Below are 25,927 nucleotides of genomic sequence, written 5' to 3'. Positions count from 1 at the left end.
TGAGGACCAGATCCCGCGTGCCGCCCTCGCCCGCGAAACCGGAATCAGCACCCGCACTCTTCAACGCTGGCTCCGGCTCTACCGAACTGGTGGCGGGAGTGCTCTTGACCTGCATCCACGCGCCGATGCCGGCATACGTCGTACAGATCCAGGAATGGTTAGGTTTATCGAGGGACTCGCGCTGACCAGATCGCGCCCGAGTATCGCAACGTTGCACCGACTTGTGGTGGCGGAAGCGGGCAGACGAGGCGCCCAGGCGCCGAGTTACTCCGTCGTCCGCAAGATCGTCCAGGCACTGGACCCCGCCCTGGTGACCCTGGCTATTGAAGGTCCCGCGTCCTACCGGAACCGGCATGGACTTGTCCTTCGCCGCCGCGCCGACCGCCCAAACCAAATCTGGCAAGCGGACCACACCCAACTCGACATCCTCATCAACGGCGCCAACGGCAAACCCGACCGGCCCTGGCTGACGACAGTGATGGACGATTACTCCCGGGCGCTCTGCGGCTACACCGTCTTCACCGGCGCGCCCTCAGCGCTCAACACAGCTCTCGCCCTCCGGCAGGCCGTCTGGCGCAAGAGTGATCCCAGCTGGGCAATGTGCGGACTGCCCGACATCCTGCACGTGGACTACGGCTTCGACTGCACGAGCCACCACCTTGAACGCACTGCCATCGAGCTGCACGTCCGCATCATCCACTCGACCATCGCCCGGCCCCAGGGCCGAGGAAAAATCGAGCGGTTCTTCGGGACCATCAACACCGAAGTTCTTCCCACCCTCCCCGGACATCTGGGCCGGGGAACAGGAAACCCCAGCCCACACTGGACCTCCCCGGACTGGATCGTGCCATCGGAGGCTTCGTCGCCGCCTACAACGACCGGCCCCACAGCGAGCTAGGTGTCTCACCACGGGATGCTTGGGTCGCCGACGGCTGGCTTCCCCGGATGCCCGAAAGTCTGGAAAACCTCGACGGACTCCTCCTGACAGTTCCAAAGAACCGAACCGTGCAACGCGACGGCATCCACTTTCAAGGCCAGCGCTACCTCTCACCCACGTTGGCGCCCTTCGTGGGGCAAACCGTCACCATCCGCTATGACCCGCGGGACATATCCGAGATCCGCGTCTACGACCACGACACCTTCGTTTGCGTCGCCGTCGATGAAGACCACCCCAACCTTCGCCTGAGTCTGCGGGACATCGAGGCTGCACGCAGAGCGCGCCGAAGAGAACTGCGCCGCACCATCAACGACCGCATTTCAACAATCACCAGCCGTGAAGAACCGCACATCACTGAACCAGTACGGCGCCGGCGCCGACTTCGCACCACGACGAGGACGAATGATGAACACCACCTTCATCGTCACCAAGGAACACCGACGCTTCAACGAGTTCGCCAACTCAGGTCGAAAAGAACGAACAATAGGGATCGGCCACGGGGACGCCGGGGTGGGTAAAACACTCTCCGCGCGTCGCTACGCCAACTGGGATGACCTTGAGCCTTACATCACCGAGTGGGGACCACGCGGCGACCAGGATGAAAAGCACTACACCCTCGCCAACCGCTCCCGGACAGTCTTCTACACCCCAGACGTACTCGGCCGTCCTAAAAACCTCATGGACGACATACACCGATACCAGGTGAGAATCGGCTCGTGCATCGACGAACACCTGCACAAACTCGATGCCGCACCACGCTCAATGAACAGAGTCACCGAGCTAGTGGAGCTGCTCATCATCGACGAAGCCGAACGCCTCAACGCGACAGCCCTTGAACTTCTCCGTGACAACCACGATCGAACCCACCTGCCGATGATCCTCATCGGCATGCCCGGCATAGATCAACGCTTTCGGCACTATCCTCAGCTTTACAGCCGTCTTGGCTTCTCCCACCGATACCGCGCCCTCGGCAGAGACGAGCTCCTTTTTGTTCTGGACCGACATTGGAAACGCCTCGGCCGGACCCTCGACCCGGACGACTTCACCGATGCCCAGGCAATTGCCGCAGTGGAACGCATCACCCGAGGCAACTTCCGGCTCCTCGAGCGGCTATTCCCGCAGATCACCCGCGTCCTCAAGATCAACCAACTCGAAACCGTCACCGACGATGTGGTGGAAGCAGCGGCCAGCATCCTTGTCATCGGGAACTAGCGACACAGAGTGAAAACAGAACGCCGCCACCTAACGGACAAGTCCGCAAACTGGACCCTATTCTGACGGTCTTTTCAATGTTTTCCTGACGTCAGGTTGGGGTGTGCCCTAACGGGACGCGCGAGCGAGCACATGTCGCAGCCAGTCATGTGATGTGCAGCTGCGATACTCGCCGCGGCCCAGCGAATGGCTTCCGCGGAGGAGTGCAGCCCATCTTGGTGAGGAGCATCTCACATTCCCAGGTTTCGAGACGTGGCGGGTCCTATTGGTAAGTTGCGCCACGCGTCGCTACGTGAGGATTTTGTGGATGATGGTTCCGTCGCCGTGAAAGATGAGGATTCTGCTTTGGCCGTCGATCCGGACCCAAAAGTAGGAGGCGTCTACGGCAATGTCATTGACGGTGCCGTGTTCGGGTGGGAAGCCGGCCCGTTTGACGATCACTTTGTCGTCCGGGTTGAGGCGGATCCAGTTGTGATGGTCCAGCAGGCGGGTTTGGGATCCGGGGAGTGTGTCCGTCACTGGCCAAGTGGCTGCTCCATTCATGGTGTTCCTTCAGGTGGATCTGGCGTCTTCTTCTAGCAGGGCTGGGTATATAAGGACGGGCGGGGGTGCATGGTGCACGCCCCGCCCTTGACTCCTTTATTACTCCCAGATCAGTTTTGCGGTTCTACCGCGTGCCTGGGTACCAACTTTTCCTCGGCCGGGTCGTTGTTCATCTCTGCTGCGATCAGTTTCTTCTGCACCCTCTTTGCCCATGCTGAGGTGACGATGGGGCAGAGCACTGCGGAAACGACGACCGAGGCTGCGACCAGAACGGTGGCGTGTTCTGCGGCGGGGGCGTAGACGGGGTTGGCTGTGGCGATGATGGCGGGAACGAGCGCGGCGTTGCCGGCTGTGGTTGCTGCTGCGAGGCCGGCAACGCCGTCGCCGCCGGTGAGTTTGTCGGCGAGGAGCAGTACTGCGCCGCCGACGAAGACCACGAACAGGCCAAGGGCGATGCCGAGCAGTCCGGCTTGGACGACGGCGTTGAGGTTGATGGTCAGGCCGAGGGCCAGGCCGAGGAACGGCACCATCGCGGGCACCAGCGGGGCCAGGAGGTGACGCATGTTCTTGTCGAGGTTTCCCAGGAGCATGCCCAGTGCCAGTGGGAGGATGGCGCCGACGAGTGCCTGCCAGGGGAATGCGGCGAGACCGGCGATTCCTAGTGTGACCATGGTCAGGAAGGGGCCGGATTCGAGTGACAGGATGGAGTAAGCACCCGCATCGCGCTTACGCCCGAACTGTCCCATCAGGGAGATGTAGAGCCCGCCGTTGGTGTCGTTCAAGGCTGCGACGAGTGCCAGCGTCGACAGGCCGGCCAGTATCCCGGAGTCGATGGGGGCCTCGCCGAGGAAGCGGCCGGCGATGACGCCGATGAGGACGGCGAAGAGAATTTTGGAGCCGAGGAGCACGCCGCCCTTTTTGAGGATGTAGGGCGTTGATTTGACCTCGAGTGTTGCGCCGAGGCAGACAAAGAACACGGCCAGCAGCGGCGCCAGGCCGGTGAAGAAGGCCCCGGTGAAGGAACCGAAAAACTTGCCGGCGTCCGGGGCCAGGGTGTGGATGACGGCGCCGATGCCAAGTGGCACCAGCATCATCCCGCCGGGGACTCTTTCAAGGGCTTTCTTGATGGGAATCGTCATTGATTTCTCCTGTGAATAGCTGGGTGGTTGGAAGCTGCGCGGTTTGGACCGTCAGTTCTGTTGTTTTTTGGGGTTAGCCGAGGCCTGGGATGAGCAGGACTTTGCAGGCGTCTCCGGTGAGCAGCTCTACGGCTTCGTCGATCTCACTGAGCTTCTTGCGGTGGGTGATCAGCCAGTCGAGATCCAGCTTTCCGGAATCGAGGAGCAGCAGGCTTTGTTCCCAGGTTTCCCAGAGCCGGCGGCCGAAGATGCCGCGAAGGGTGATGCCTTTTTTGTTGATGTAGGCGGCGATATCGACCTCGGCCGGGCGGCTGGGGTGTCCGACGGTGATGACGGTCGCTTCCCGGCGCACGGCTTCGAAGAGTGTGGCCAGGGTACCGGGGGCGCCGGAGCATTCGAACGCGACGTCGAACCCGCCGCGCCGGCCGGTCAATTCGCGGCAGCGCTCGACGATGCCGTCGTTCGGGTGCAGGGCAGTCGCACCGAGCTTTTCGGCTTGGGCCCTCCGGTAGGGGTTGGGGTCGACGGCGATGACGTGGGAGGCACCCATGAGCAGTGCCAGGTTCACAACGACGAGGCCGACCGGGCCTGCGCCGCTGACGAGCACGGCCCGGCCCGCGACGGAATAGTTGGCGCGCTGGATCGCGTGGACGGCGACGCCGGCCGCCTCGAGCAGGGCACCGGATTCGAGTGACAGGCCGGTGGGGAGCTTGACGCAGATGTCCTGGGGGACGGCGGCGTATTCGGCGAAGACGCCGTCGATGTGCATGCCCAGGATGCCGGTTCGTTCGCAGGTGTGTGCGTCCCCGGTGCGGCAGGGGAAGCACTGGCCGCAGGTCAGGTGGCTTTCGAGGGCGACCTGGTCGCCCACGTTCAGTCCCGTGACGCCGGGGCCGACCTCGACGATGGTGCCTGCGCCTTCGTGGCCGAGGATGACCGGGAGGTTGAGGTTGAACGCCTGGGCGGAGGGGGTCCATTCGTAGAGTTCCCGGTCTGTGCCGCACAGGGAGGCAGCGCCCACTTCGATGACGACCGAGCCTTCTGTGGCCTTGGGATCGCCGGCGTCGGTGACGTAAGTGACGCCTCGTTCGGCTGCGTTTTTGACTACTGCCCGCATGGGGGCCGCCTTTCGTTGGTTCGGGTGATGCTTGGAGGAATTGTCTGGAGTGCTAGCTGGGGAGCTGCCCGGCGAAGCGGGCCAGAATGTCGGTTGGGCCAACCTGTCCGCCCTTAAGCAGCAGCCGGGATCCGCCGACGGCGGAGCCGCTGTCGGCCCGCAGAATGGGGCCTGCGGTGACGAACTGGTCGGACACCCGGAGTTGGCGCACGCCCATGGCGATGAGTGCGTGGCTTGAGGTATCGCCCCCACATACGGCGATATCTCGGGTACGCCCGGCGTCGGCCATCCGGGCAGCAATGCCGCCGATCAAGGTGCCGACGTAGCCGGCGTCCACTGGTGTGCTCGCACCGTAGCGGGGGTCCGCCGCGCCCCGGGTGGTGTGAACGACCACGTTGCGCCCTGCCCGAAGGGCGGCAGAAACGCGCTCATCGAGGGCGGCAACCAGTGCGGCGTCATCGCGCTGCAGCAACTCGGCAGGAACCGGGACGTCCTCCCAGCCATTCGAGATGGCGTCGTTGATCTGTTCCGCTGTGGTGCTCGAGGCCGAGGCGCTAACGGCCAGCACCGGTCCCGACGGCTTCTGCGGGCCGGGTGTGCGTGCGGCCTGGTCCGAGATGGACCTGGCCAGCGCGGCCATGATGCCGCCTGAGCCGACCACGATCGAGGGACCATGACCGTGCTCTTCCCGGGTGAGTGCTTCTGCGACGGCGTCCATCTGGTGTTCGTCCACAGCGTCGACCACGAAGGCCTGCGTCCCGAGGTCCCGCCTCCGGTCCGCCCAGGCGTCCTTGAACGTGCCGTCGTCGTAGGCGGGCAGATGGATGGCCCCGGGTACCTCGGCGCCGCCGAGCTGTTCGGCCAGAACCTGACGCAGGTCCGCTTCAGACATGGGCGTGGAAGGATGACGGGACATGACCGGGTGACGGTCCAGCCGGTAAGTCTGGCCGGCATAGGTTGCGTAGTGGTTGCTGAAGGCGGTATATCGGCCAAAAGCGGGTTGGGCCGGGACTACCGGGATGGGTCCGTGCAGCGGGAACTGCTCGTGGAGCAGCTGGATCCCGCGGCCGATGCTCCCGATAGTCGTGGAACTGTCGAACGTGGAGCAGACCTTATAGAGCAGCACCTCCAGGTTCAGCGCTGCGATGCCTGCGAGGTCACGGGTGACCAGGCTGTCGAAGGCCGTGCCGGCCAGGGAACGGGCGGGCCCGGCGAACCCGACGACGTCGGTGTCAGTGGGCAGTGGGGCGTCCCCGATGACCAGCGCAGCTTCCAGCCCGTAGCGGTGGGCCTGGGCGAGGACGTCGGCGGCTCCGGTGAGGTCGTCGGCGACGAAACCGAAAGCGGCCATGTCAGGCACCTTTCCCGAATGTCTGGACTGCGTGCAGGAGAGCCTCGTCCCCCGTTGAGGCGAGCTTGTCCGCTGCGCTCTGCACCGGCACTCCGTCCACGGCTGCTTCCCAGGCCTGGCGGAGGCTCCGCACTCCGGCTCCGGGCCCGTCCGGGTGGGCAGCGACGCCCCCTCCGGCCAGCATCATCAGGTCGGTGGAACCCACAGCCTCGAATGTCGGGCCCGGGGTGGTGACGTTCTGCCCGGACGACAACACAGGAAGTGGTGCAATGGTGTGTCCGAGAGGTGCAAGCAGGCTGCGGATGTTCGCGGCGACCTCTTCATCGAGTTCGTAGAACTTGCTGCCCAGCCCGCTGGCGTGCAGGTGATCGGCGCCGGCGAGGCGGGCCATCTGCTGCCAGACCCGGTAATCCATGCCCAGGGCCTTGGACCGCATCGAGGCCGCGAGACCGGCACGATGCCCGTGGATAGGAACCTCGGCGAAGCTGCGCAGCAAGGCCAGGGCCGGGAGCCCCATCACCGGGACGTTCAGCATCACACAGCGGCCACCGGCTTCAACAACCAGATCGTGGCGCTTTCGCAGACCAGCGAGGTCACCGGTGATGTTGAAGGCATACATGGTGGAGTGGCCCGTGACCTGCTCAGCGGCGCGGATCTCTTCGGTAGCGACCGCGACCCGGCGTTCCAACGGCAGATAGGCCGGATCAGTCATGAGCTCATCGTCCTTGATCAGGTCAATGGAGGCCATCGCCAGATCCCGGACCACCAGCCGGAACTCCTCTTCGGAAAGCCCGACATTGGGCTTGACGATGGTGCCGACCATCACGCCCTGAACGTCACTGATGAGCTTGCGCGTCCCCTCGATACCGAAGGCGGGCCCGGGGTGGGCGGCGACGAAGTCCTCAGGCAGCTGAATGTCCTGAAGCCGACAGGCATACAAATCGCCCAGCTCGAAAAGATTGCCTGCGATGGCAGTCTGCAGGGTCGCCAGGTCGGTGCCCACGTTCTCCATCGGGAAGTCAACGGTCACCAATGCAGCACGGACTTTTTCCGGGTTCGCCCGTGACGGCAGGGAAGGCCGGCAAAAGCCAAGCTCCTGAACATCCGAGATCCGGGCCGCGTGCCGCTCCCGGATCCGGGCGGATTCGCCCGGCACCGGCAGGAAGGTCCCGCTGGACTGTTCGCCGGCCATGATGGCTGCGGCCTTCTCCGGGTCAATTTCGGATTCTAGGTAGTAGGTGCAACGCACCGAGCGCGGGTCGCGCATGGACTCTCCAATTCGGGGGGGATTTGAACTTACGTATCCGACTGTCATGTGCAGGTACGTTCACTTCGCTCAGGCGCCGACGCGGGCTCAAGCAGGTGACTCGCGCTTCGGGTCTGCGGCATCTTCTGTGATTCCCGGATTCCCAAAGTTGTACGTACCTTTGATACGTACAATAATAGGTGGCGCGGATCACGTCAAGACGGGCGATTCCTGTCCAAGGGCCATTGCTTCGGCGTGAGGGCTAAGATTTGCACAGCGGCAGAGGAGTTATCGTGAGTTTGGAACCAGCAGAAACAGCGTCGGAGCCTGCGGGACGCAGCAGTGGATTGAACCGGGAAGCCGGCGGCCCTCTCCATGCCCAAATTCGGGACATCCTGCACAGGCAGATCGTGGACCTTGCACTGTCCCCGGGGTCCTCTCTGCCCACGGAAGAGGAACTGCAAAGGCAGTTCGGGGTCTCCCGCAGCGTTGTGCGCCAGGCCCTGTCAGGTCTCGCTGACCTCGGCCTGATCCGACGTCAGCGCGGCCGCGGCAGCGTCGTCGCCGCAACACCGGTCCTCCGCCGGCACGTGCAGCGCGCGGGTGGCCTGGATGAACAGGCGGCCGCGCACGGCCAGCGCCTGCGCACGCATGTCCTCAGCGTGGAACCTTCCGAGCCGCCCCAGGCAGGCATCGAGGCCCTTAACACCACCAACACGTGGAAAATCGAACGGGTCCGCTATCTCGATGACCTTCCCGTGGCCTTCATGCGGACTTGGGTCCCGCGCGACTTCTTCCCCCACTTCACCGCGGAGCTGCTCGAAAACGCCTCACTCCTCAGCCTGATGCGCGACCATGGCTACCACCCCGCCGGCGGACCCCGCCAGGTGCAGGCCGTCTCCGCAGATCCTGACCTGGCACGGAAACTGAACATCAACACCCGGGAACCCCTGCTCCTGCTCCAAGGCGTAACTCGGGACGCCCTCGGCCACGGCCTCGAATGGTTCAACGTCTGGCACAGCCCCAACACCGTCTTCGACGTTGATGCACAAGTCACCAGCCAGCCAGGGCGCGTCTCCCAAGAACACATCCGCCGCCTACGGAACCTGACCCAGCAACTTGAATCAGAACTGGCCGACCTCGAACGAGGCGCACACTAAAGCGGGCCCACGGACGACTCGTCCGATTGCGTGTGCCCTATACAGGGGAGCCTGGTCCAGTTCCAGCGTCGATGTGGTTTGACCGGCTTGCGGGAAGACTCTTGACGGCCCGTCACGACGTTTAGTCTCTAAAGGCTGGCCGGCTGAATGATTCGCTGAGCCGTTCAGAGTCTTCTTCCTGAGGAGTTGCGGAATATCTGTGTTGTCGTCATGCGGTAATTGAGGTCGCCGCTGAGTTCCTGCGGTGTGACCCACACCTGATGACCTTGGGCGGCTTCAAACAACTGACGAGGATGTACGGCGTCGGCTGCGAGCCAGAGGGCGGAGGAGTCGGGCATTGCGTCTTCCACGAACCCTGTTCGGATGACGTTGTCCTGGTGGCGGATTTCCACCAGCGCGTTGATCAGGAGGCTCCATTCGACATGCTTGCGTGGCGTGGCGCGGTTCAATGCCATTAGTTGGTTCTTTCTTGGCAGGCAGGAGTGGCAGCAGTCCCGCCGGGACTGCTGCCACTCCTGCGGGCGCTTTTAGGAGGCGACGGCTTCTTTAATGCGAGTCCGTATGCTGCGTTCGATGTCCTCCTGGCCGGGCAGGGCCTGGAGCGTTTCGATGAGCTCGGCCTGGGGGATGACGACGATGCCGTCGGCGTCGCCGATGACGACGTCACCGGGGTTGCAGACGACGTTGCCGCAGGCGACGGGCTTGCCGACATAACCGGGGCCGTTCTTGGACGGGCCTGCCGGTACGGTGCCGCGGGCAAACACGGCCAGGCCCATGTCGTTCATTTCTTCGATGTCGCGGACGGCACCGTCGATGATGACTCCGGTGACGCCTTTGCGGAGGCATATTTCGGCGAGGATGCCGCCGAAGACGGACCGGTTGGTGACGCCGTTGCCGGAGATGACGAGCACGTCGCCGGGTTTGGCTTCATCGAGGCCGCGGTGGATGGCGAGGTTGTCTCCTTCCCAGACCTGGATGGGCAGGACGCTGCCGGCCAAGCGGGTGCCGGGGGTGAGGCAGCGGATGTCGGCGGACATCATGTCCATGCGTTTGCGTACGTCACCGATCAGTGCTGGGGGGTAGGTGGCCAGTGATTGGAGCAGGTCGCGGGACGGGCGGGGCCATTCGGGGTAGACGGTGATGTTCTCTGCCGGGGCGTTGATGTACACGTTTGGTTCCTTGGATTCTGGAGGCCGGATTAGGCGGGGACTTTGCGCAGGTCGTTGGCGTTGACCGGGAAGGCAGGGGGTTCGCCTGCCAGCACGGCCTGCACGTCTGACCAGGAACGGACGCCGGCTTCCTGGAATGCTTCCTGGGTCTGGCCGGCGATATGGGGGGTGACAAGCAGAGTGGGCACTTCGTGCAGGGGCACCCTGTTCTTGGAAAGCGGGTCCTTCATGTCGATGGTTTCGGACTCGAGGACATCCAGGGCCGCCCCGGCCAGGGTGCCGTTTGTCAGGGCGGCAACCAGGGCGTCCTCATCGATCAGGCCACCGCGGGAGGTGTTGATGATGACTGCGCCAGGCTTCATGAGGGCCAGTTCACGGGTGGAGATCATGTGGCGGGTGCTGGGCAGCAGTGGCGCGTGCAGCGTGATGATGTCCGCCCCGTCGTACAGGGTGTCCAGCTCGACAAGGTCGGCGCCCGCAGTTGCGGCGTCCGCTGCGGTTGCGGCCGGGTCGGAGGCCAAAACCCGCATGCCGAATCCTTTGGCCATCGCCGCGACGCGCTTGCCGATGGCCCCGAAGCCCACGATGCCGAGGGTGCGGCCGGAGAGTTCGTGGCCGATCAGGTCGCCGCGGCCCTCGGCCCAGGTTCCGGCCAGGACCCGGTTCGCGGCCGGCACGACCCGGCGGGTCAGGGAGAGCAGGAGAGCGAAGACGTGCTCGGCGACGGCGTTGCTGTTCGAGCCCGGGGTGCTGGTGACCCAGACGCCTTTCTCTGATGCTGCCGGGATGTCGACGTTGTCGGTGCCGACCCCGTGCCGGGCAATGATTTTGAGGCGGGGGGAGGCTTCGATCATTTCGCGGGTGAAGGTTTCTGCCCGCAGGATGACGGCGTCAATGTTCTCGCTAATGTCGAGGTAATTGACCTTGCCGGGGCCGTAGCCGACGTGCACGAGGGCGTTCTTGAGGATGTCGGCCATGACGTCCCCGTGGATGGCGTCGGAAATGTAGATCTCGGTCACGGTGCGGGGCCTAACGGTAGAGATGGGAGGAAAGATCGGTGTTGGCCCTGACCGTTAGACCGACAACCAGGAGTCCGAGGGCGCCTGCGCCGACCAGGATGAACGCTGGCACGAAGGTGTTTCCGGTCAGGTCGATGAGGTAGGTGGCCAGGTAGGGGCCGGCGCCACCGCCGATGACGGCTCCGACGCTGTGGCCGAATGCGACACCTGTGTGCCGGACCCTGGTGGGGTAGAACTCAAGCATCGCGCCGTAGGTGCCGGCCTGGCAGAGGGCGTAAGGGATGATGCCAAGGCCAAGGCCCAGGAGCGCCAGGACAAAGGAGCCCTGGTTCATCATGGCGAAGGACGGGATGGTGATGGCGACGTAGGCGACGTAAGCCCAGAGCAGGACCTTCTTGCTGCCGATGCGGCTGCCGAGCTGGCCGGCCATGGGAATCAGGAGTGCCGCGAAGAGGACCGCCAGGAGAACGATGGTCGATGCTTCGCCCTTGGTGAAGCCGAGGACTTCACTGAAGTAGACGGCGACGAAGACGGTGCCGATGTAGGTGCCAAGGTTCTGCACGAGGGAGATGGTGGTGACCTTGGCCAGCGCCTTGGGGTACTTGGTCAGGACCTCCTTGAAGGGAGCCTTGGAGGTGCCTTCAGTGGTTTTGTTGATGGCCTGGAACTCCGGGCTGTCTTCAACCTTCAGACGCATGACCAGGCACAGGATGCCCAGGGGAAGGGCGAGGAGGAACGGGATACGCCAGCCCCACGCTGCCAGGTCGGAGGCGGGCATCATTGCCGCTGCGAGGGCGGCGAGACCGGCGGCCAGGCCCTTGCCGAGTTGGGCGACGGACGGGATCAGGGAGACGAAGAGGGAACGCCGGTTCGGTGCAGCCCATTCATGTATATAGGCGGCGGCGCCGCCGATCTCACCACCTGTGGAGAAACCCTGAAGCATGCGCAGCAGCACCAGCAGGATCGGCGCCAGAACGCCGATCTGCGCGTAGCCCGGCAGCAGGCCGGTCAGGGTGGCAGCGACGCCCATGCAGGTGATGCTCGCGATCAGGCTCGTCCGGCGGCCCTTGCGGTCACCGAGGCGGCCGAAGAACACCGCGCCGAGCGGGCGGACGATGAACGCTGAACCGAACACCAACAGGGTGTTCAGCAGGCCGATGACCGGATCATCACCGGGGAAGAACACGATCGCCAGCGTAGCGGCAACGTAGCCATAGACGCTGAAGTCGTAGTACTCGATGAAGGTACCGAAGGCTGCTACGCCGGTCGCTTTCTTGGCTTTGGTACGCCGGGCAGCGTCCGGGACCGCCAATGTGGGTATGGTCATCCGAAGACCTCTCTGTCTTTTGGTTTAGAAAAGTGGGACAGTGTCTCACTTGGGGGATTGATTCAAGAATGCCTGTGTTCCATGCCACTGTCAAGCGGCGGCGGGGAAGCCGGGTTCATGCAGGGAGGAGGGCGGAATGCCGTGGGATACTGCAAATATGGAGCAACTGGACCAGTCGGCACAGCGGGACGGCTCTAAAGAGGTCGTTGCCGTCCTCGAGGCTGTAATCGGCCGCGCCGGCTATGGATGGGGCGTTCGGGAGTTGGCCGAGGAGCTTGGCGCGAGCCGAAGCACTGTCAATCGGATCCTCAGCCGTCTCGTTGAGGAACGCCTGGTGTCCAGGGACGTCAGTGGCGCCTATATCGTCGGCCCACGGCTGAAGGTCCTGTCTGCTGCGCTTCAGGACGGCCATCCTCTCTTTGCCGAGGGGACGAAAATTTTGGCGCGCTTGAGCCGGGCGTCCGGGGCAACAGCTCTGATGGCCGTCGAAACCGGCAATCCGGAGCAGTGCTTCGTCCTGGCCTCCGTGGAACCTGACGCACCTGTCCGGTACACGCTTCCACCTGGTACCAACCTGCCAACCCATGCCGGTGCGCTCGGGCTCGCTATTCTCACCCGCCGGGGAACAGCAGGACTGCCCGAGGAACTCAAGAAGTACACGGAAGCCTCGATGGACAGCCGGACACGCATTGCGAATGCTCTGCAGAGCTATGCCACCGTGGGTGCGGTTGTCAGCATCGGCCAGCACATTCCCGACGCCGCAGGCATCGGCGTGCCGTTCACCGTCAACGACCGGCTGTTTGGGTCCCTGTCACTGTCCCGGCCGCGGAACGAATTCAAGGAATCAGACATCGAGGCCGGCGCAGAACTGCTCAATGAAGCCGCCCGGGAACTCGAATCCCTGCTCACCGACAGCAGCAGGAACAAGGGGCACGACGTCTGTGAAGCCGAATCGTCGGCACTTATTCAACGGATCGCGGCCATTATCACGGCATTCTGTTCCGAACCGTTGGCCCAACTATCGCTGCAAGGCCTTTCGAGCTTGTGGGGAACCCGGTCCGTGGCTACCCGCCGGCTCGCTGAATCCACCCGCGACGTGGGATTGATGACCACGCTGGACAACGGAGCCTGGACGGCTGGCCCGACGCTGCTGCGCTGGTCATCCTCGCTCGGCTCCGGCCATGATTTTTCGCAACTGGTGGACGAGGATCTGCGCGAACTTAGCGGAAAAACGGGGGAAACCACCACCCTTGCCCTTTACGATGCAGATAGCCACGTGGCCCACATCGGACGAACGATCGCCGGTGCCCGGAATGTCCGCTACGTTCTGGAAGAAGGTGAGGAAATTCCGCTGATTGCCGGTGCTGCGGGCAAAGCGATCCTCGCCCACTTGCCCGAACACGTTCGCACCCGAATAACAGATGAGGCGGGAGTATCCGCTGCGGAGCTTGGCATCATCCGCTCCCAGGGCTGGGCTGCCACCGACAGTGAACGAGTCCCTGACGCCCATGGCATCGCCGCACCATTCTTCGTCAACGGCATCATTCGAGGGTCGGTCGCTGTCACGGTCCCGAACCACCGTGTAGCTGGAACCCCGCCAACGGAGCTCACCAGCGCCGTAGTCGCCACGGCCCAGCGGCTCTCACACCTGCTCACCTTCAAAAGTGCGAGGGTCCCTGCCGCCCATGAAGGCAACCCCGGAGAGCTGGAATCTGAACGCGGCGTCGTCTTCGCTGCCGGGCAGTAAGCACCAGCGGCCTTCTGGTATCCGATTGAACGGCACCGCCGCTACAGCGGCGACGGCACTTGGGACCAGATCCTGGCCGGGCTGCTCAGGGAGCCCGACGCCCGGGGCGAAGTCAACGGTCAGTCTCGGTCGACTCGACGGTGAACCGCGTCCACCAGCATCGTGGCGGTCATCCCGCAACCATCCGATCAGATCGGTCACCGAAAACGACGCGGCTCCACCGGCGGCAGCCCGCCGGCCTTCGACAAAGAGGACTACAAAGGCCGCAACGTCGTCGAACGCAACTTCAACATCTTCAAGCAGTGGCGCGCGTTGGCAACGCGCTACGACAAACTCGCACTCACCTACCGCGGCGGAGCTGTTCTCCGGGCAGTTAGCATCTGGCTGACAGCTTTAGGAGACACATCCTAGGCGTCGATCACCAAGTCGGTTCGCGCGGTGGAGCAGCACGGCAGGAACTTGCCTGCATCGATCTCCCGTTTCCGGATTCCGCCCTGGTGGTTCATCTCGATCTCGCCGGAAAGCTTGACGACCTTGCAGGAGCCGCACATGCCTTCCTTGCAGTTCGCGCCGATCCTGACGCCGGCACGCTGGGCCGCCCCGAGGATGTGTTCGTCGGGGTCGATCCGCACGTTGAGGCCGGTGCGCGTGAAGGAAAGGGTGAGGCTTCCTGTTCCGACGGTGTCGAAGCTCGAGGCGTCGGAGGTCCCGGCATCCGGCCCGACGTCCGGACTGCCGTCGGGGCGGGGGGCGTCCGGGTCGACGGTTTCCAGCGGCAGTCCCGTGGCCTTCAGGGTTCCATCGGCGTCGTAGCCAGGTTCGTAGAGCCCGAACGCGGTGGGCTGGCTTTCATAGAAGTCCTCGGCGGAATCGGCGATTTCCTCGGCGATTTCCTCTGCAATGTCCGCTGCAAGCGCGAGCTCTGCCTGGTATTCAAGGAGCGTTTGGCGGTCTCCCGTGAAGAATTCCATGTAGATGGAGGTGTCGTCGACGCCGACCTTCTTGAGGAGCTCGGTGGCGGTGTTCAGGTAGCCCTCGGGACCGCAGGCATAGACCTGGCGGCCGTTGGCATCGGGGGCAACCTCATCGAGCATGGCCGCCGTCAGCCTTCCGCTGAGCCATTCCCACCCTTCAGGCTTGCTCCGGTCACCCAGGGAGTAGAAGACCTTGACGCGCGGGTCCACGGAGGCGATGTAGGCCAGCTCCTGGTGGAAGGCATATCCTCCGGCCTCGGCTCCGTGGTAGAGCACAACGACATCGGCCTGTCCGGGCAGGGAGTGGATGGTCCGCACCATCGACATGATGGGGGTGATGCCTGCGCCGGCGGCCAGCAAGAGGTACCGTGCCCGGCGGTCCGCGTCGGGGAGGTGGAATGCCCCGACCGGTCCGAGCATCTCGAGGACGGTGCCGGGTTTGACGTTTTCGTGCACCCAGGGTGAGACGAGTCCAGTGGAGTCGCGTTTGACTGTGATGTTGAAGGTCCACGGCTGGGTGGGCGAACTGGACAGCGAGTAGCTGCGGTCCACCGGATCCTGGTCCTCGCCGTTCACGGGAAAGGCGACGTTCACGTACTGGCCCGCACGGAACGCCAGCGGCGCACCGTCGGAGCGACGGAACACGAAGGTCATCATGCCGCCTGCCTCGGGAACGGTCTCGACGCATTCGGCCATGAACTCCTGCGGATGCCAGGGGCCCAATGCGTGGGCGGCGCGGGCGGGTCCCTCGGTGCCGCCCATCACCCTGTTCCACGGCATCTCAAGACCGCGAATGCGCTGTGGCTCCTGGATTGCCGTGTCGTTGCGGAGTTCAATCATGCCAAGTGCTCCTGCACTCGCTGCACGTACCAGTTGATGAATGCCTCGACCTGGTATTCGCTCTTCATGTAGGGGCCGGGCTGGTAGGCGGGGCTGCCGGCGCCCTTCTGGCACAGCTCCACGAACTCCTTGTCCTGCAGATTGGTCTGCTTCCAGGTGTAGGTGAGTTTGTCCAGATCGTAGTCCACGCCTTCCTCGGCGTCGTCAGCTACCAGCCAGGTGGTGCGTACGAGGGTCTGGTGTTCGTTGATGGGAAAGACGCCGAAGGTGATGACGTGGTCCCCCAGGAAGTGGAACCAGCTGTTGGGCTGCAGGTGCATGGAGCAGCGGCCAAGGCGGAAGTCCCGCAAGTCACCGAGCAGTTTCTTGGAAAGCCTGCGTCCGTCGGGAGAGAACGATTCGCCTTCACCGTCGAGCGATTCCCGTGAGATCCGGATTCCCGCGATGCGCGTGTCCAGCTCTTCGACGACCTCGTAGGGAAGTCCATAGCGGCGGCAACGCTCCTCGAGCGAGGACTGTGCTTCCTTGTTGCGGTTCCACACGTCCTCGAGATGGGCCGGGATCAGGCCCTCGGTCAGGCCCCAGGTGGGGAAGAGGGAGCAGGCGAGCTCAGGGTGGCCGTCGCAGTGATAGCACTCACGGTTATTCTCCATGACGAGCTTCCAGTTGCCCTCTTCGATGATGTTCTGCTGGTAGGCGATTTTCGTCTTCGCCAGATCGTGGGGCGCGAGGTAGGGCTCAAAGATCTTTGAGGTTTCGTCGAAGTCCGTCGGCGGCTCATTGGCAATGCAAACGAAGATGAGTCCGGCGACCTCGCGGCCGTGGGCACGCTTGAGGCCGAAGCAACTCTTGTCGAACTTCGTTTCTCCGGGTGCCGAGGCGTGGATCAAGTCACCGCTGGGTGAGTAAGTCCAGGAGTGGTAGCCGCATACCAGGTTTCCGGTTGACCCTGCGGATTCAGTCAGGACGCGGGCGCCGCGGTGGCGGCATACGTTGTGCAGGACGTTCACGCCGCCGTCGTCGTTGCGCAGGACGATCAGGGAGTAGGGCCCGTAGTCGACCGTGACGTAGTCACCCGGCTCCGGCAGCTCAGCGGTGCTGGCGGCAAAGATCCAGTGCTGGCCAAAAATGGCCTCCATGTCGATTTTGAAAATCGACGGGTCCGTGTAGAAGGGGGCGTCGAGGGAATATCCCGTGCGCCGGGACGCAAACAACTCAGTGATCTCTGCCAGCTGCTCTGCAGGCAATGATGAAGCGAGTTTTCCGCGCGAATTGAGGGGCACGTTCACTGAAGTAGTCATGTGTTTCCTCCCGGTAGGGCTGGGTAGTGTGCAAATCGTGGAGATCACGGTTTAGTGGGGCAACCGGCGTTGTCGAGAATGTTGTAGTCATGCGATTAGAGGATCGAGGTGCAATAAAGACGCACGATCTAGGGAAAAGCCATGGATAGCGGTAACGACTCCAATACTTCAGTCTTCCAAGTGCTTCCTACGCAACAGCAATCAGGATACGCAACAGGGTGACTCACGCCACGCCTGTTGTCAAGCTCCCAAGGATTCCGGCGCAACACGACAGAACAACGCAGGTCATCGAGGCTGCCAAGACCCATCCGGGACCTGTCGCGCCAAGGTTTTCGGATGTAGAACGTCATCCATCAGAAACATGGGCGCAACCTGTGGCCTCTAACCTGCAATTGTGGGGCGGTCAGCGCCTGCGGGAGGAATATAAAGGAGGCCGCACGGCGGAAGTGGCCACGGACATCGTGCGGCACCTGAGGGACACTCGGCGTACCTAAGACAAGAAGTTTGCAATGAACCTTCGGCCGCAGATGCGGTGGGGCAGGAAGCCGCTCAACGCGCAGCAGCTCAGCCAGGAACGCCCGAGCCCATGCGACCTGCGTGCCTGTATTGGCGGGCCAGACGGGAGCTCGATTACGTAACCGACGTTGGGCTAACGCCCGGTCGTGGCCGGAGTCCTGCCGGCCCTGATGGTCGACGGATTAGTCGAGAATGTAGATTTCGTAGGGGTCGGTCTTCATAATGAGCTGGCGGCCATGCACACCATCAAATTGAAGCCACATCATTGACGAGTCGCTGGATACCGCTTCCACCACTCCGTTTCGTAGTCGGTGGCCGTCACGACGCAGCTCGACTGTGCATCCGACGAGATTCTTCCATTCATCGCTCACTAACGTACGGCTCTCTTCCGTCTTCAATTCGCGTCTCCTTTTCTTGACGAAGGGGCCATCTGGCATTGGCCGCTTTCGGGGAGCCTCTTTGGGGGAGCGGCGGTGCTTTGGCGGATCAGGAGTTGGGTGGGGACGAGGGTGACGCCGGGTTGGGTGGTGTTGGTGCGGATCTGCTGCAGGACGTTGTCGACGCACCGGTTGCCGACGTCGGCGAAGTTCTGGTGGACGGTGGTGAGCGGGGGAGCGTAGGAGGAGGCTTCGGGGACGTCGTCGAAGCCGACCAGGCTGATGTCCCCGGGGACGGACAGGCCCTTTTCGCGGAAGGCGCGGAGCAGGCCGAGGGCCATGTGGTCGTTGGCGGCGAAGACGGCGGTGCAGCCGGGTTCGTCGGCGAGCCGGAGTCCGGCGGCGTAGCCGGAGTCGGCTGACCAGTCGCCGCGGAGCACGGGCGGGACGGGCTTGCCGGCGGCGGTGAGGGTGGTGCGCCAGGCGGCGGCGCGGCGTTCGCTGGCGAAAGACTCTTCGGGGCCGGCGACGTGCCAGACGGTGTCGTGGCCGAGGTCCAGGAGGTGTTGGACGGCTTTTTGGGTGCCGTCGGCCTGGTCGGTGTCCACCACGCTGTACTGCTCGCCGGCGTCGGAATCGACGACGACGACCTTGACTCCCGGAGGCAGCGTCACTGTCGCTGCATCGAGGAGGTGGACCTCCATGATGGCGATCACGGCGTCAACGGCGAGTTCGCCCATCCGGGAGAATGCGCCCTGGATTCCGGCCTGGGTGGGGGCCGTGACCGGGATCAGCGTGATGGCGAAGTCCTGCCGGGCTGCATGCAGTGCGATGGCCTCCAGTGTGCGCATGTTCCCCAGCGAGGACAGCGAGAACGTGATCACCCCGATGGTCCGGAAGCTGCCCCGCCTCAGTGCCCGTGCCGCACTGTTGGGCCGGTATCCCAGCTCGTTCATCGCCGCAATCACGTGCCGCCTGGTGGTGGCGCGCACGTCAGCGCTCCCGTTCGCGACCCGGGACACAGTCTGGGTCGAGACTCCCGCCAGCGCCGCTACATCCACCATCGATACACGATCCAGTCGACCTCGCTGCAGGAGTCGGTTCCCGTCAAGATCCGAGCACATCTGTCCTACCTAGTTTGCCGCGAGGCGATTGATGGCACTCGCGAGAGAAATGTTGACTGAGTTAGCGATAAATCAGCACCCTTACTATGCGGCTGGCCGTGAGCTGCCGCACTGTGTCCCCTTATTTTGCGCGGTATCTCGCGGAAATTCCAGCCCAAGATAGAAATTCAATGGATTTTGCTCCACCTCTTGATAGTGCGCTAACTCAGAGTGTAAGTTGGCTCACGTAGCCCCAAGATGGGGTGGTCACGAACACGAGGGAGTGTTGTTCATGCAGAGAACTACAACTGGAATTCGTCGGAACAAAAGACTTGGCAGGGCGGCTCTGTGCGCCTCTGTGCTGACGGTCGCCATGCTTGGGCTGGCGGGCTGTAAGGGCGGCGCTGCCGCGGACGATGCTGGGGAGAAGGCAAGCGGCAAAGGGCTGGTCATCGGCTGGAGCCAGCGCGGCATCAGCGGCAGTGACTGGTGGAAGACGCTCGTTGAGGGCGGCCAGGCCGAGGCGAGCAAGATCGGGGCGCGCCTCGAGTTGCTGGATGCCAATGGTGACACCGTGCGGCAGAACGCTGACGTGCAGACCCTCATCACGAAGGGCGTGGACGTCGTGGTCATGAACCCGAACGACCCACTTGGCGTCGGACCCTCGGTTCAGGCGCTGAAGGATGCGGGCATACCAGTCGTCACCGTCAACTCAAGCCTGGACAAGTCCCTGGTCCCGGACATGTTCTGCTACGTTGCGGAGGATCAGGTGCACACGGGCTCACTCGCGGGCGAAACCGCTGCTCAGAAGGCACTCGAGAAGTACGGCGACAAGGGCCAGATTAAGCTTGTCGGCATCGGCGGCTTCCCGGGAGACGTGCTAAGCGACCTCCGATTCAACGGTTTCATGACGGGGTGGAACCGCGTCATGGAAAAGCACCCGGGCGTCACCACCGTGAAGCTCGATACGAAGTACGGGGAGTGGAAGCCCGATAAGGCGCTCGCCCCGATCCGTGACGTCGCGACCGCCAACCCGGACCTCAAGGTCATCTACAGCATGAGCGACGTCATGCACGGCGGCATTGTCCAGGGCCTGCAGCAGGCCGGTCTTTGGGGTGATGGGATCATCATGGCCAGCTATGACGGCGGCATGGGTGCCATCAAGGAAATGGTGGACGACCCGAAGGGCCCGTTGCAGGCCGACGCATCCAACCAGCCATGGGACCAGGGAGTCGCCGCAGTGCGGATGGCACTTGCCGCCTTCAACGGCGACCAGTCCCAGTGCCCGGACAAGACGAACTACATCGACACGACGGTGATTACGCCCGCCGAAGCGCCCGAATACTACGTCCCCACGGACACCTACGTCCGCGCTAAAGACTGAGCCCCTGCCCGGCGCTGCCCCGTGGTCGGCCGTTCCACCCAGAGCCCTATATAAGGAGCATGATGCTCGCCCATAACCCGGTCTCGCCTTCCACCGCAGCGGTGGAGACGGCACGAGACACCCACGACGGCGCTGCGGAGCTGCGGCTCGACGGCGTCACCAAGTCCTATCCTGGCGTTCAGGCCCTGAAGGGCGTCAGCTTCAGCGTCAGCCGCGGATCCATTCACGCACTCGCCGGGCAGAACGGCGCGGGCAAGTCGACGCTCGTGAAGATCCTCTCCGGCGCGGAATCCCCGGACGGCGGAACCATCCGCCTCGGTGGCGAGCTTCAGCGGTTCCGTGACCCGATGGATGCCCAGCGCGCCGGGATCCACACGATTTACCAGGAGCTGTCGCTCGTGCCGTCACTCTCGGTGGCCGAGAACATCTTCCTCGGCCAGTTGCCCCGGCGGGCGGGGGCCTCTGTCGACTGGCAGCGCATGCAGGCCGAGGCCCGGACCGCGCTCGACCGCGTCGGCTTCCATCTGGATGTCCGCCGTCCCGTAGCAAGTTACTCCACAGCGGAGCAACAGGCCGTGGAGCTGGCCAAGGCCTTGCACAAGGACGCCCGGGTCCTGCTCCTGGACGAACCCACGTCCACGTTGCCCCTGCCCGATGTTGAGCGGCTGTTCACCGTCCTCCGGTCGCTGTCCGAACAGGGCGTGACGCTGCTGTACATCTCACACCGCATGGACGAGCTCTTCTCGCTTTGCGACGCCGTGACCGTGCTGCGCGATGGCGTGAACGCCGCGGATCTGAAGACGGCAGACTCCAAGGCCGCCGACGTCGTCACGGCAATGGTCGGGAAAAGCCTCGAAGGGTCCATTGCCGACGCAGCCCTCCGCGGGGAACGCTCGCCCAGCCTCGGCGCCGGCCCCCGGGAGAGCGTCATCCTCTCCGCCCGCGACCTCTCCGAGCAGGGGTGCGTGGACAAGGTGTCATTCGAACTGCATGAAGGCGAGGTCCTCGGTATCTCGGGGCTCATCGGCAGCGGCCAGTCAGAACTGGCTGGCCTCATCGCGGGTGCGCGGCGGCGGACCTCGGGCGAGATCCGCGTCGACGGGAAAGCAGTGGACTTCCGTGCCCCCCGCGACGCGATCCGGCGCGGGATCGGGCTGCTGCCGCAGGACCGCAAAGCCGCGGGCTTCATCCCGGACATGGGCGTCGCCGGCAACATCACTTTGGCCAGCCTGCCGCAATTCAGCCGGCTGAGCGTGATCCAGTCCCGGCGGGAGCGCGGCGTGGCCGGGGATATGGTGGCCCGGCTCGGCATGAAGGTCTCCGGGGTGAACCAGCCGCTCAAGACGCTGAGCGGCGGAACCCAGCAGAAGGCCATCCTGGCACGCTGGCTTGTCCGCCAGTCACGCATCCTCGTGTGCGACGAACCAACCCGCGGCGTGGACGTCGGGGCGAAGGAAGACATGTACGAGCTCATCCGCGAGTTCGCACAGGCCGGAGGAACCGTCGTAGTGGCGAGCTCGGAGATCACCGAGGCGATGATGTGCGACCGCGTCCTCGTAATGGCGCGCGGCCAAGTCGTCGCCGAACTCGACCATGACGACATCGACCCCGCCGGCAACGCCATCCTTGAGCGCTTCGCCTGAGGGCACCCTCGATCAGTTTCTATTCAGGAGAACAACCATGTCCCGGACCCTGTCGCCCCTGCCTCCAACAAGTGGCACCCCCTCCCCAACCCCATCCGCCAGCGTCGGCTCCCGCCTGCGGGGCAGCGCCCTCCGCGCCCTGCCAAAGAGCTACCTTATCTTCGTGCTCCTCGCAATCATCGCGGTGGGCTATTACGTCTCCGACGACTTCCTGACGTTCCGCAACGCTGAAAACGTGATCACGGCCGCGTCGATCGTCGTCGTGCTGGCGATCGGCCAATACTTCGTCATCCTGACGGGCGGCATCGACCTCTCCGTAGGATCGATCCTGGCCATGTCGACGGTACTTACGGCACTGACCTTGCAGGCCGGAATGCCCGCCGGCGCGTCCGTCATGTTCGTGCTGGCCTGTTGCGCTCTCGCCGGACTGATCAACGGTATCCTCGTCGTCTGGTTGAACATCCCCCCGTTCATCGCCACGCTCGCCATGATGAGCGCTGTTAAGGGCTTCAGCTACATCACCCAGTCAACAAGCCTGATCGAGATCCGCGACCAGGGGCTCATTCAGGCCTTCTCCCGCGGCAGCTTCCTCGGCATCCGCAACCCCGTCCTGATCTTCATCATCGTTGCGGTCGTCGCGGCACTCGTGGCCAAGTACACGACGTTCGGCCGCTCCCTCTACGCGATCGGCGGCAACCCCGAAGCCTCGAGGCTTTCGGGCCTGCCGGTCGCCCGGAACCTGATCATCACCTACACCATCTCCGGCGTGCTCGCGGGCCTGGCAGGCCTTGTCGCCGCGGCCCAGCTACGGCAGGGAAGCTCGCTCATCGGCGTAGGTTACGAACTCGACGCCATCGCAGCCGTCGTCGTGGGCGGTGCCTCCCTCATGGGCGGCAAGGGCGATCCCCTGAACGCGGTAATCGGAGTGTTCATCCTGACGACCATCATCAACATCATGAACCTCGTCGGGATCTCCTCCGAACCGCAGCTGGTCATCAAGGGAGCAGTAATCATCCTCGCCGTCTTCCTCTCCAGCGCAGGCGGCGTCCAGAGGATCTCTGGATTCTTCTCCAAACATTTCCGGCGAACCCAGGCTGCTTAGAACCCAGACCGCCTGACCGCCCACCCATCATCAACTCATTCAGCTTCAGAAAGCAGGAATACATGTCTATTCGTCCCTTTGGCCGCACCGATCTGACTGTCTCCGATATCTGTGTCGGCACGAGCGCGCTCGGCAGCTTTCCCGCCCAGTACGGTTATGAAGTCGATGAAGACACAGCCGTCGCCACCATCCACCGCGTCTTCGACGGGCCCTTCACCTTCATCGACACCTCCAACGAGTACGGCGGAGGGGCCAGTGAAGAGCGGATTGGCCGGGCGATCGCCGAGCGCGGAGGCATCCCCGAGGGATACGTCGTCGCGACGAAGGTCGACCCGGTTCCCGGCAGCACCGACTTCTCCGGAGACCGCGTCCGCCGGTCCGTCGAGGAAAGCCTCGAGCGCCTCGGCCTCGACAAGCTCCAGCTCGTTTACCTGCACGACCCGGAGAAGATCTCGTTCGAGGAGGGAGTAGCCAAGGGAGGCCCCCTCGAAGCCCTCATCGATCTCCGGGACCAGGGTGTTATCCAGTACCTGGGCGTCGCCGGAGGCCCGATCGACTTGGAGCTGCAGTACCTCGCCACAGACGCGTTCGACGCCGTCATCAGCCACAACCGCTACACCCTCGTCGAACAGACCGCCGAGCCGCTCCTGGAAGACGCAGCCCGCCGCGGAGTCGCATTCGTCAACGCCGCCCCCTTCGGCGGCGGGATGCTCGTCAAGGGACCGCGGGCCGTCCCGCGATACTGCTACGCACCTGTCGACCAGGCGACGATCGACCGGGTCCTGCGCATGGAAGCGCTGTGCGGGCAGCACGGCGTCCCACTCGCCGCAGCTGCCCTGCAATTCTCCGTGCGCGACGAGCGCGTGGCATCCACCATCGTTGGAATGTCCCGCCCGACCCGCGTCGAGGAGACCCTCGGCCTGCTCAACCACGACATCCCCCAGGAACTCTGGGACCAGCTCCTGCCCCTTGCAAGCGCCGGCCGGAACGGCATTGAAACCGTGACGGTCTGACCGCCGGGGCGCGAAGCAGGATTTTACGAAAGGAAACCAAAATTATGACCAGGAAGAAGCAGCCTGAGCCGGTGGATGTCGTCATCGTCGGCGCAGGCGCCGGCGGGGCCACCGCGGCAAAGGTGCTGTCCGAGGCTGGCCTGAAGGTGGTGGGCCTGGAGCGGGGGCCATGGCTGAAGCCCGAGCACGCCTCGGGAGACGAGCTGAAGTTCCTCAACCGGAATTTCATCTGGCAGGACCCGAAGGTCAAGCCGCGGACCTACCGCCCCAACGACAAGGTCGAGGCGGAAATCACCAACTTCTCCGCCACGCCGCAGGTGGTGGGCGGAGGCACCACCCACTGGGGTGGCATGGTTCCGCGCATGGCCGAGAGCGATTTCAAGCTGCGCAGCCTGCACGGCGATGTTCCGGGCGCGAGCCTGGTCGACTGGCCTATCTCCTATGACGAGCTGGAGCCGTACTACACGCGCGTCGAGTGGGAGTTCGGCACGTCGGGCCTGGCGGGGGCGAACAAGTGGGAAGCGTGGCGCAGCCGCGGCTACCCGACCAAGCCGTCACCGCTGAGCCAGATCGGGCGAACCTTCGCCACCGCGATGTCCAAGCTCGGCCACGGCACGTTCCCCATGCCGCAGGGCATGGTGACCGAACCCTACCGGGGGCGGCAGCCCTTCAGTGAAAACGGCTTCTGGCAGCAGTACCCCGATCCGGGCAGCGGCAAGTCATCGACGCTGATCAGCTTCATCCCGGACGCGGTTGCGACTGGGCGCTACGACCTCCGCCCCGACTCCTACGTCAGCGAGATACTCGTCGGCAAGGACGGCCGCGCCACCGGTGTCCGCTACCAGGACGAGGACGGCGACGAATTCGTCCAGCATGCGAAGGCCGTGATCGTCTGTGGCGGCGGCATCGAGACCCCGCGCCTGCTGCTCATGTCGAAGTCAGGGCTCTTCCCGGACGGCCTCGGCAACGGCAACGGCATGGTCGGAAAGAACGCGACCTTCCACCAGTACTCCTTCTCGGTCGGCTTGTTCGACCGTGAGGTCAGCGATCCCCTGTACGGGTGGGCGGGCCACTACATGAGCCTGTGTTCCTTCGACTTCTACGAAACAGACGAGAGCCGGGGCCACATTCTGGGGTCGCTGATCTTCCCGTCAATGATCGGCCACCCGGTGAACTGGAGCTTCCCCGGCAGGCCGACCTGGGGCCAGGCGGCGAAGGACGCTGACCGCGACTTCTTCAACCACAGCATGAAGATCGGTGTCCTGCTGCATGATTTGCCGGTTGAGGACAACCGCGTCGACCTTGACCCGAACGTCAAGGACGCGTGGGGTCTGCCGGTGGCCCGCATTACCCATACGCCCCACTCCAACGACTTTGCCCAGGAGCGCTGGCAGGTCGCCAAGAACGGGGAAATCCTCGAGGCCGCCGGGGCTAAGAAGGTCATTCCGGTCAACATGGAGCGGATCACGGGCAACACCTCGCACGAACTGGGCACCGCCCGCATGGGCAACGACCCGGCAACGTCCGTCGTCGACCGCTGGTGCCGCTCGCACGAGGTACCAAACCTCTACGTTTTCGACGCGAGCTTCTTCCCGACCGCGACCGGTATCAACCCGGCCCTGACGATCATGGCGAACGCCTGGCGGTGCTCTGACCGCATCCTCCAGGTCGACCGCCACGGCTGGTCCGAAAACTGATTCGCACCTC

The 25,927-nt window shown here is 63.9% G+C and carries 23 protein-coding genes and 2 pseudogenes; 12 read left to right on the top strand and 13 right to left on the bottom strand.

From position 1 onward, the window contains the following. Positions 1–10: 10 nt before the first annotated feature. The 4 genes and pseudogenes from ABRP34_RS11575 to ABRP34_RS11560 all read left to right on the top strand — a co-directional run. Positions 11–97 (top strand): annotated as a pseudogene (locus tag ABRP34_RS11575) (helix-turn-helix domain-containing protein); the annotation flags it as partial. Between the two features lie 114 nt (positions 98–211). Continuing rightward, positions 212–898, top strand: coding sequence for a DDE-type integrase/transposase/recombinase (locus tag ABRP34_RS11570; protein ID WP_353710301.1), 687 nt, complete (start codon positions 212–214; stop codon positions 896–898). 47 nt (positions 899–945) lie between these two features. After that, positions 946–1,455: a Mu transposase C-terminal domain-containing protein gene (locus tag ABRP34_RS11565; protein ID WP_353710300.1), complete on the top strand. Its 510-nt coding sequence runs from the start codon at positions 946–948 to the stop codon at positions 1,453–1,455. Then, complete coding sequence (locus tag ABRP34_RS11560) at positions 1,343–2,149, top strand: AAA family ATPase (protein WP_353713352.1); 807 nt, start codon at positions 1,343–1,345, stop codon at positions 2,147–2,149. Before ABRP34_RS11565 ends, ABRP34_RS11560 begins: the two co-directional genes overlap by 113 nt. A gap of 288 nt (positions 2,150–2,437) precedes the next feature. Here the strand turns inward: ABRP34_RS11560 and ABRP34_RS11555 are convergent, their stop codons facing one another. The 5 genes from ABRP34_RS11555 to ABRP34_RS11535 all read right to left on the bottom strand — a co-directional run bounded on the left by ABRP34_RS11555 (position 2,438) and on the right by ABRP34_RS11535 (position 7,566). Further along, positions 2,438–2,668: a hypothetical protein gene (locus ABRP34_RS11555; RefSeq protein ID WP_353710299.1), complete on the bottom strand. Its 231-nt coding sequence runs from the start codon at positions 2,666–2,668 to the stop codon at positions 2,438–2,440. Positions 2,669–2,802: 134 nt separating this feature from the next. Next, positions 2,803–3,831: a 2-keto-3-deoxygluconate permease gene (locus ABRP34_RS11550; RefSeq protein ID WP_353710298.1), complete on the bottom strand. Its 1,029-nt coding sequence runs from the start codon at positions 3,829–3,831 to the stop codon at positions 2,803–2,805. 73 nt (positions 3,832–3,904) lie between these two features. Beyond that, complete coding sequence (locus ABRP34_RS11545; protein ID WP_003805975.1) at positions 3,905–4,948, bottom strand: alcohol dehydrogenase catalytic domain-containing protein; 1,044 nt, start codon at positions 4,946–4,948, stop codon at positions 3,905–3,907. Between the two features lie 52 nt (positions 4,949–5,000). Further along, the gene (locus ABRP34_RS11540; protein ID WP_353710297.1) at positions 5,001–6,299 is read right to left on the bottom strand and encodes a four-carbon acid sugar kinase family protein; all 1,299 of its coding nucleotides are present in this window, start codon (positions 6,297–6,299) and stop codon (positions 5,001–5,003) included. Between the two features lies 1 nt (position 6,300). Next, on the bottom strand, positions 6,301–7,566 hold the full coding sequence (locus ABRP34_RS11535; protein WP_353710296.1) for a RuBisCO large subunit C-terminal-like domain-containing protein: 1,266 nt from the start codon (positions 7,564–7,566) through the stop codon (positions 6,301–6,303). A 272-nt stretch (positions 7,567–7,838) separates the two neighbouring features. Here ABRP34_RS11535 and ABRP34_RS11530 point away from each other — a divergent pair, with 272 nt between their 5' ends. Next, positions 7,839–8,705, top strand: coding sequence for a GntR family transcriptional regulator (locus ABRP34_RS11530; RefSeq protein WP_175305037.1), 867 nt, complete (start codon positions 7,839–7,841; stop codon positions 8,703–8,705). Positions 8,706–8,869: 164 nt separating this feature from the next. Here ABRP34_RS11530 and ABRP34_RS11525 read toward each other — a convergent pair whose 3' ends face one another. The 4 genes from ABRP34_RS11525 to ABRP34_RS11510 form a co-directional block, all read right to left on the bottom strand. After that, on the bottom strand, positions 8,870–9,160 hold the full coding sequence (locus tag ABRP34_RS11525) for a hypothetical protein (RefSeq protein ID WP_353710295.1): 291 nt from the start codon (positions 9,158–9,160) through the stop codon (positions 8,870–8,872). A gap of 72 nt (positions 9,161–9,232) precedes the next feature. Then, positions 9,233–9,874 carry an RraA family protein gene (locus ABRP34_RS11520; protein ID WP_353710294.1) on the bottom strand — a complete coding sequence of 214 codons (642 nt, stop codon included), beginning with the start codon at positions 9,872–9,874 and terminating at the stop codon, positions 9,233–9,235. Between the two features lie 29 nt (positions 9,875–9,903). After that, the gene (locus tag ABRP34_RS11515) at positions 9,904–10,893 is read right to left on the bottom strand and encodes a hydroxyacid dehydrogenase (RefSeq protein WP_353710293.1); all 990 of its coding nucleotides are present in this window, start codon (positions 10,891–10,893) and stop codon (positions 9,904–9,906) included. A 10-nt stretch (positions 10,894–10,903) separates the two neighbouring features. After that, entirely contained in the window at positions 10,904–12,220 is a 1,317-nt protein-coding gene (locus ABRP34_RS11510; protein WP_353710292.1) for an MFS transporter, read from the bottom strand. 136 nt (positions 12,221–12,356) lie between these two features. On the opposite strand from ABRP34_RS11510, the gene ABRP34_RS11505 reads away from it, so the two are divergent. Together ABRP34_RS11505 and ABRP34_RS11500 are read left to right on the top strand one after the other, a co-directional pair. Then, complete coding sequence (locus ABRP34_RS11505) at positions 12,357–13,967, top strand: IclR family transcriptional regulator C-terminal domain-containing protein (RefSeq protein ID WP_353710291.1); 1,611 nt, start codon at positions 12,357–12,359, stop codon at positions 13,965–13,967. Positions 13,968–14,138: 171 nt separating this feature from the next. Then, a pseudogene (locus tag ABRP34_RS11500) lies at positions 14,139–14,378 on the top strand (transposase); the annotation flags it as partial. Here the strand turns inward: ABRP34_RS11500 and ABRP34_RS11495 are convergent. The 4 genes from ABRP34_RS11495 to ABRP34_RS11480 form a co-directional block, all read right to left on the bottom strand. Next, positions 14,375–15,781, bottom strand: a complete 1,407-nt coding sequence (locus ABRP34_RS11495; protein WP_353710290.1) for a ferredoxin reductase — start codon at positions 15,779–15,781, stop codon at positions 14,375–14,377. The pseudogene ABRP34_RS11500 and the gene ABRP34_RS11495 overlap by 4 nt on opposite strands. Then, positions 15,778–17,082 (bottom strand): aromatic ring-hydroxylating dioxygenase subunit alpha, encoded by a 1,305-nt coding sequence (locus ABRP34_RS11490; protein WP_003801060.1) that lies wholly within the window; start codon positions 17,080–17,082, stop codon positions 15,778–15,780. Before ABRP34_RS11490 ends, ABRP34_RS11495 begins: the two co-directional genes overlap by 4 nt. A gap of 698 nt (positions 17,083–17,780) precedes the next feature. Beyond that, positions 17,781–17,996: a hypothetical protein gene (locus tag ABRP34_RS11485; protein WP_139023297.1), complete on the bottom strand. Its 216-nt coding sequence runs from the start codon at positions 17,994–17,996 to the stop codon at positions 17,781–17,783. Then, positions 17,993–19,039 carry a LacI family DNA-binding transcriptional regulator gene (locus tag ABRP34_RS11480; RefSeq protein ID WP_353710289.1) on the bottom strand — a complete coding sequence of 349 codons (1,047 nt, stop codon included), beginning with the start codon at positions 19,037–19,039 and terminating at the stop codon, positions 17,993–17,995. Before ABRP34_RS11480 ends, ABRP34_RS11485 begins: the two co-directional genes overlap by 4 nt. A 412-nt stretch (positions 19,040–19,451) precedes the next feature. On the opposite strand from ABRP34_RS11480, the gene ABRP34_RS11475 reads away from it, so the two are divergent. The 5 genes from ABRP34_RS11475 to ABRP34_RS11455 all read left to right on the top strand — a co-directional run bounded on the left by ABRP34_RS11475 (position 19,452) and on the right by ABRP34_RS11455 (position 25,917). Continuing rightward, complete coding sequence (locus ABRP34_RS11475) at positions 19,452–20,462, top strand: sugar ABC transporter substrate-binding protein (protein ID WP_353710288.1); 1,011 nt, start codon at positions 19,452–19,454, stop codon at positions 20,460–20,462. Between the two features lie 59 nt (positions 20,463–20,521). Beyond that, entirely contained in the window at positions 20,522–22,105 is a 1,584-nt protein-coding gene (locus tag ABRP34_RS11470; RefSeq protein ID WP_353710287.1) for a sugar ABC transporter ATP-binding protein, read from the top strand. Between the two features lie 37 nt (positions 22,106–22,142). Then, a complete protein-coding gene (locus ABRP34_RS11465; RefSeq protein WP_353710286.1) occupies positions 22,143–23,207 on the top strand; it encodes an ABC transporter permease in 1,065 nt (354 codons plus the stop codon). 62 nt (positions 23,208–23,269) lie between these two features. Next, positions 23,270–24,220 (top strand): aldo/keto reductase, encoded by a 951-nt coding sequence (locus ABRP34_RS11460; protein WP_353710285.1) that lies wholly within the window; start codon positions 23,270–23,272, stop codon positions 24,218–24,220. A 44-nt stretch (positions 24,221–24,264) separates the two neighbouring features. Further along, on the top strand, positions 24,265–25,917 hold the full coding sequence (locus tag ABRP34_RS11455) for a GMC family oxidoreductase (RefSeq protein ID WP_003798247.1): 1,653 nt from the start codon (positions 24,265–24,267) through the stop codon (positions 25,915–25,917). The last annotated feature ends 10 nt before the right edge of the window (positions 25,918–25,927 follow it).

It is taken from the genome of Arthrobacter sp. K5 (assembly GCF_040448525.1).
Taxonomy (GTDB): Bacteria; Actinomycetota; Actinomycetes; order Actinomycetales; family Micrococcaceae; genus Arthrobacter; species Arthrobacter globiformis.
This window is presented reverse-complemented; position numbering and strand designations above follow the sequence as displayed.

Coding starts and splice junctions, on each gene's coding strand:
- ABRP34_RS11565 (WP_353710300.1), top strand. CDS start 946: ATGCCCGAAAGTCTGGAAAACCTCGACGGACTCCTCCTGACAGTTCCA.
- ABRP34_RS11560 (WP_353713352.1), top strand. CDS start 1,343: ATGAACACCACCTTCATCGTCACCAAGGAACACCGACGCTTCAACGAG.
- ABRP34_RS11550 (WP_353710298.1), bottom strand. CDS start 3,831: ATGACGATTCCCATCAAGAAAGCCCTTGAAAGAGTCCCCGGCGGGATG.
- ABRP34_RS11545 (WP_003805975.1), bottom strand. CDS start 4,948: ATGCGGGCAGTAGTCAAAAACGCAGCCGAACGAGGCGTCACTTACGTC.
- ABRP34_RS11540 (WP_353710297.1), bottom strand. CDS start 6,299: ATGGCCGCTTTCGGTTTCGTCGCCGACGACCTCACCGGAGCCGCCGAC.
- ABRP34_RS11535 (WP_353710296.1), bottom strand. CDS start 7,566: ATGCGCGACCCGCGCTCGGTGCGTTGCACCTACTACCTAGAATCCGAA.
- ABRP34_RS11525 (WP_353710295.1), bottom strand. CDS start 9,160: ATGGCATTGAACCGCGCCACGCCACGCAAGCATGTCGAATGGAGCCTC.
- ABRP34_RS11510 (WP_353710292.1), bottom strand. CDS start 12,220: ATGACCATACCCACATTGGCGGTCCCGGACGCTGCCCGGCGTACCAAA.
- ABRP34_RS11505 (WP_353710291.1), top strand. CDS start 12,357: ATGCCGTGGGATACTGCAAATATGGAGCAACTGGACCAGTCGGCACAG.
- ABRP34_RS11495 (WP_353710290.1), bottom strand. CDS start 15,781: ATGATTGAACTCCGCAACGACACGGCAATCCAGGAGCCACAGCGCATT.
- ABRP34_RS11490 (WP_003801060.1), bottom strand. CDS start 17,082: ATGACTACTTCAGTGAACGTGCCCCTCAATTCGCGCGGAAAACTCGCT.
- ABRP34_RS11480 (WP_353710289.1), bottom strand. CDS start 19,039: ATGGTGGATGTAGCGGCGCTGGCGGGAGTCTCGACCCAGACTGTGTCC.
- ABRP34_RS11475 (WP_353710288.1), top strand. CDS start 19,452: ATGCTTGGGCTGGCGGGCTGTAAGGGCGGCGCTGCCGCGGACGATGCT.
- ABRP34_RS11470 (WP_353710287.1), top strand. CDS start 20,522: ATGATGCTCGCCCATAACCCGGTCTCGCCTTCCACCGCAGCGGTGGAG.
- ABRP34_RS11465 (WP_353710286.1), top strand. CDS start 22,143: ATGTCCCGGACCCTGTCGCCCCTGCCTCCAACAAGTGGCACCCCCTCC.
- ABRP34_RS11460 (WP_353710285.1), top strand. CDS start 23,270: ATGTCTATTCGTCCCTTTGGCCGCACCGATCTGACTGTCTCCGATATC.
- ABRP34_RS11455 (WP_003798247.1), top strand. CDS start 24,265: ATGACCAGGAAGAAGCAGCCTGAGCCGGTGGATGTCGTCATCGTCGGC.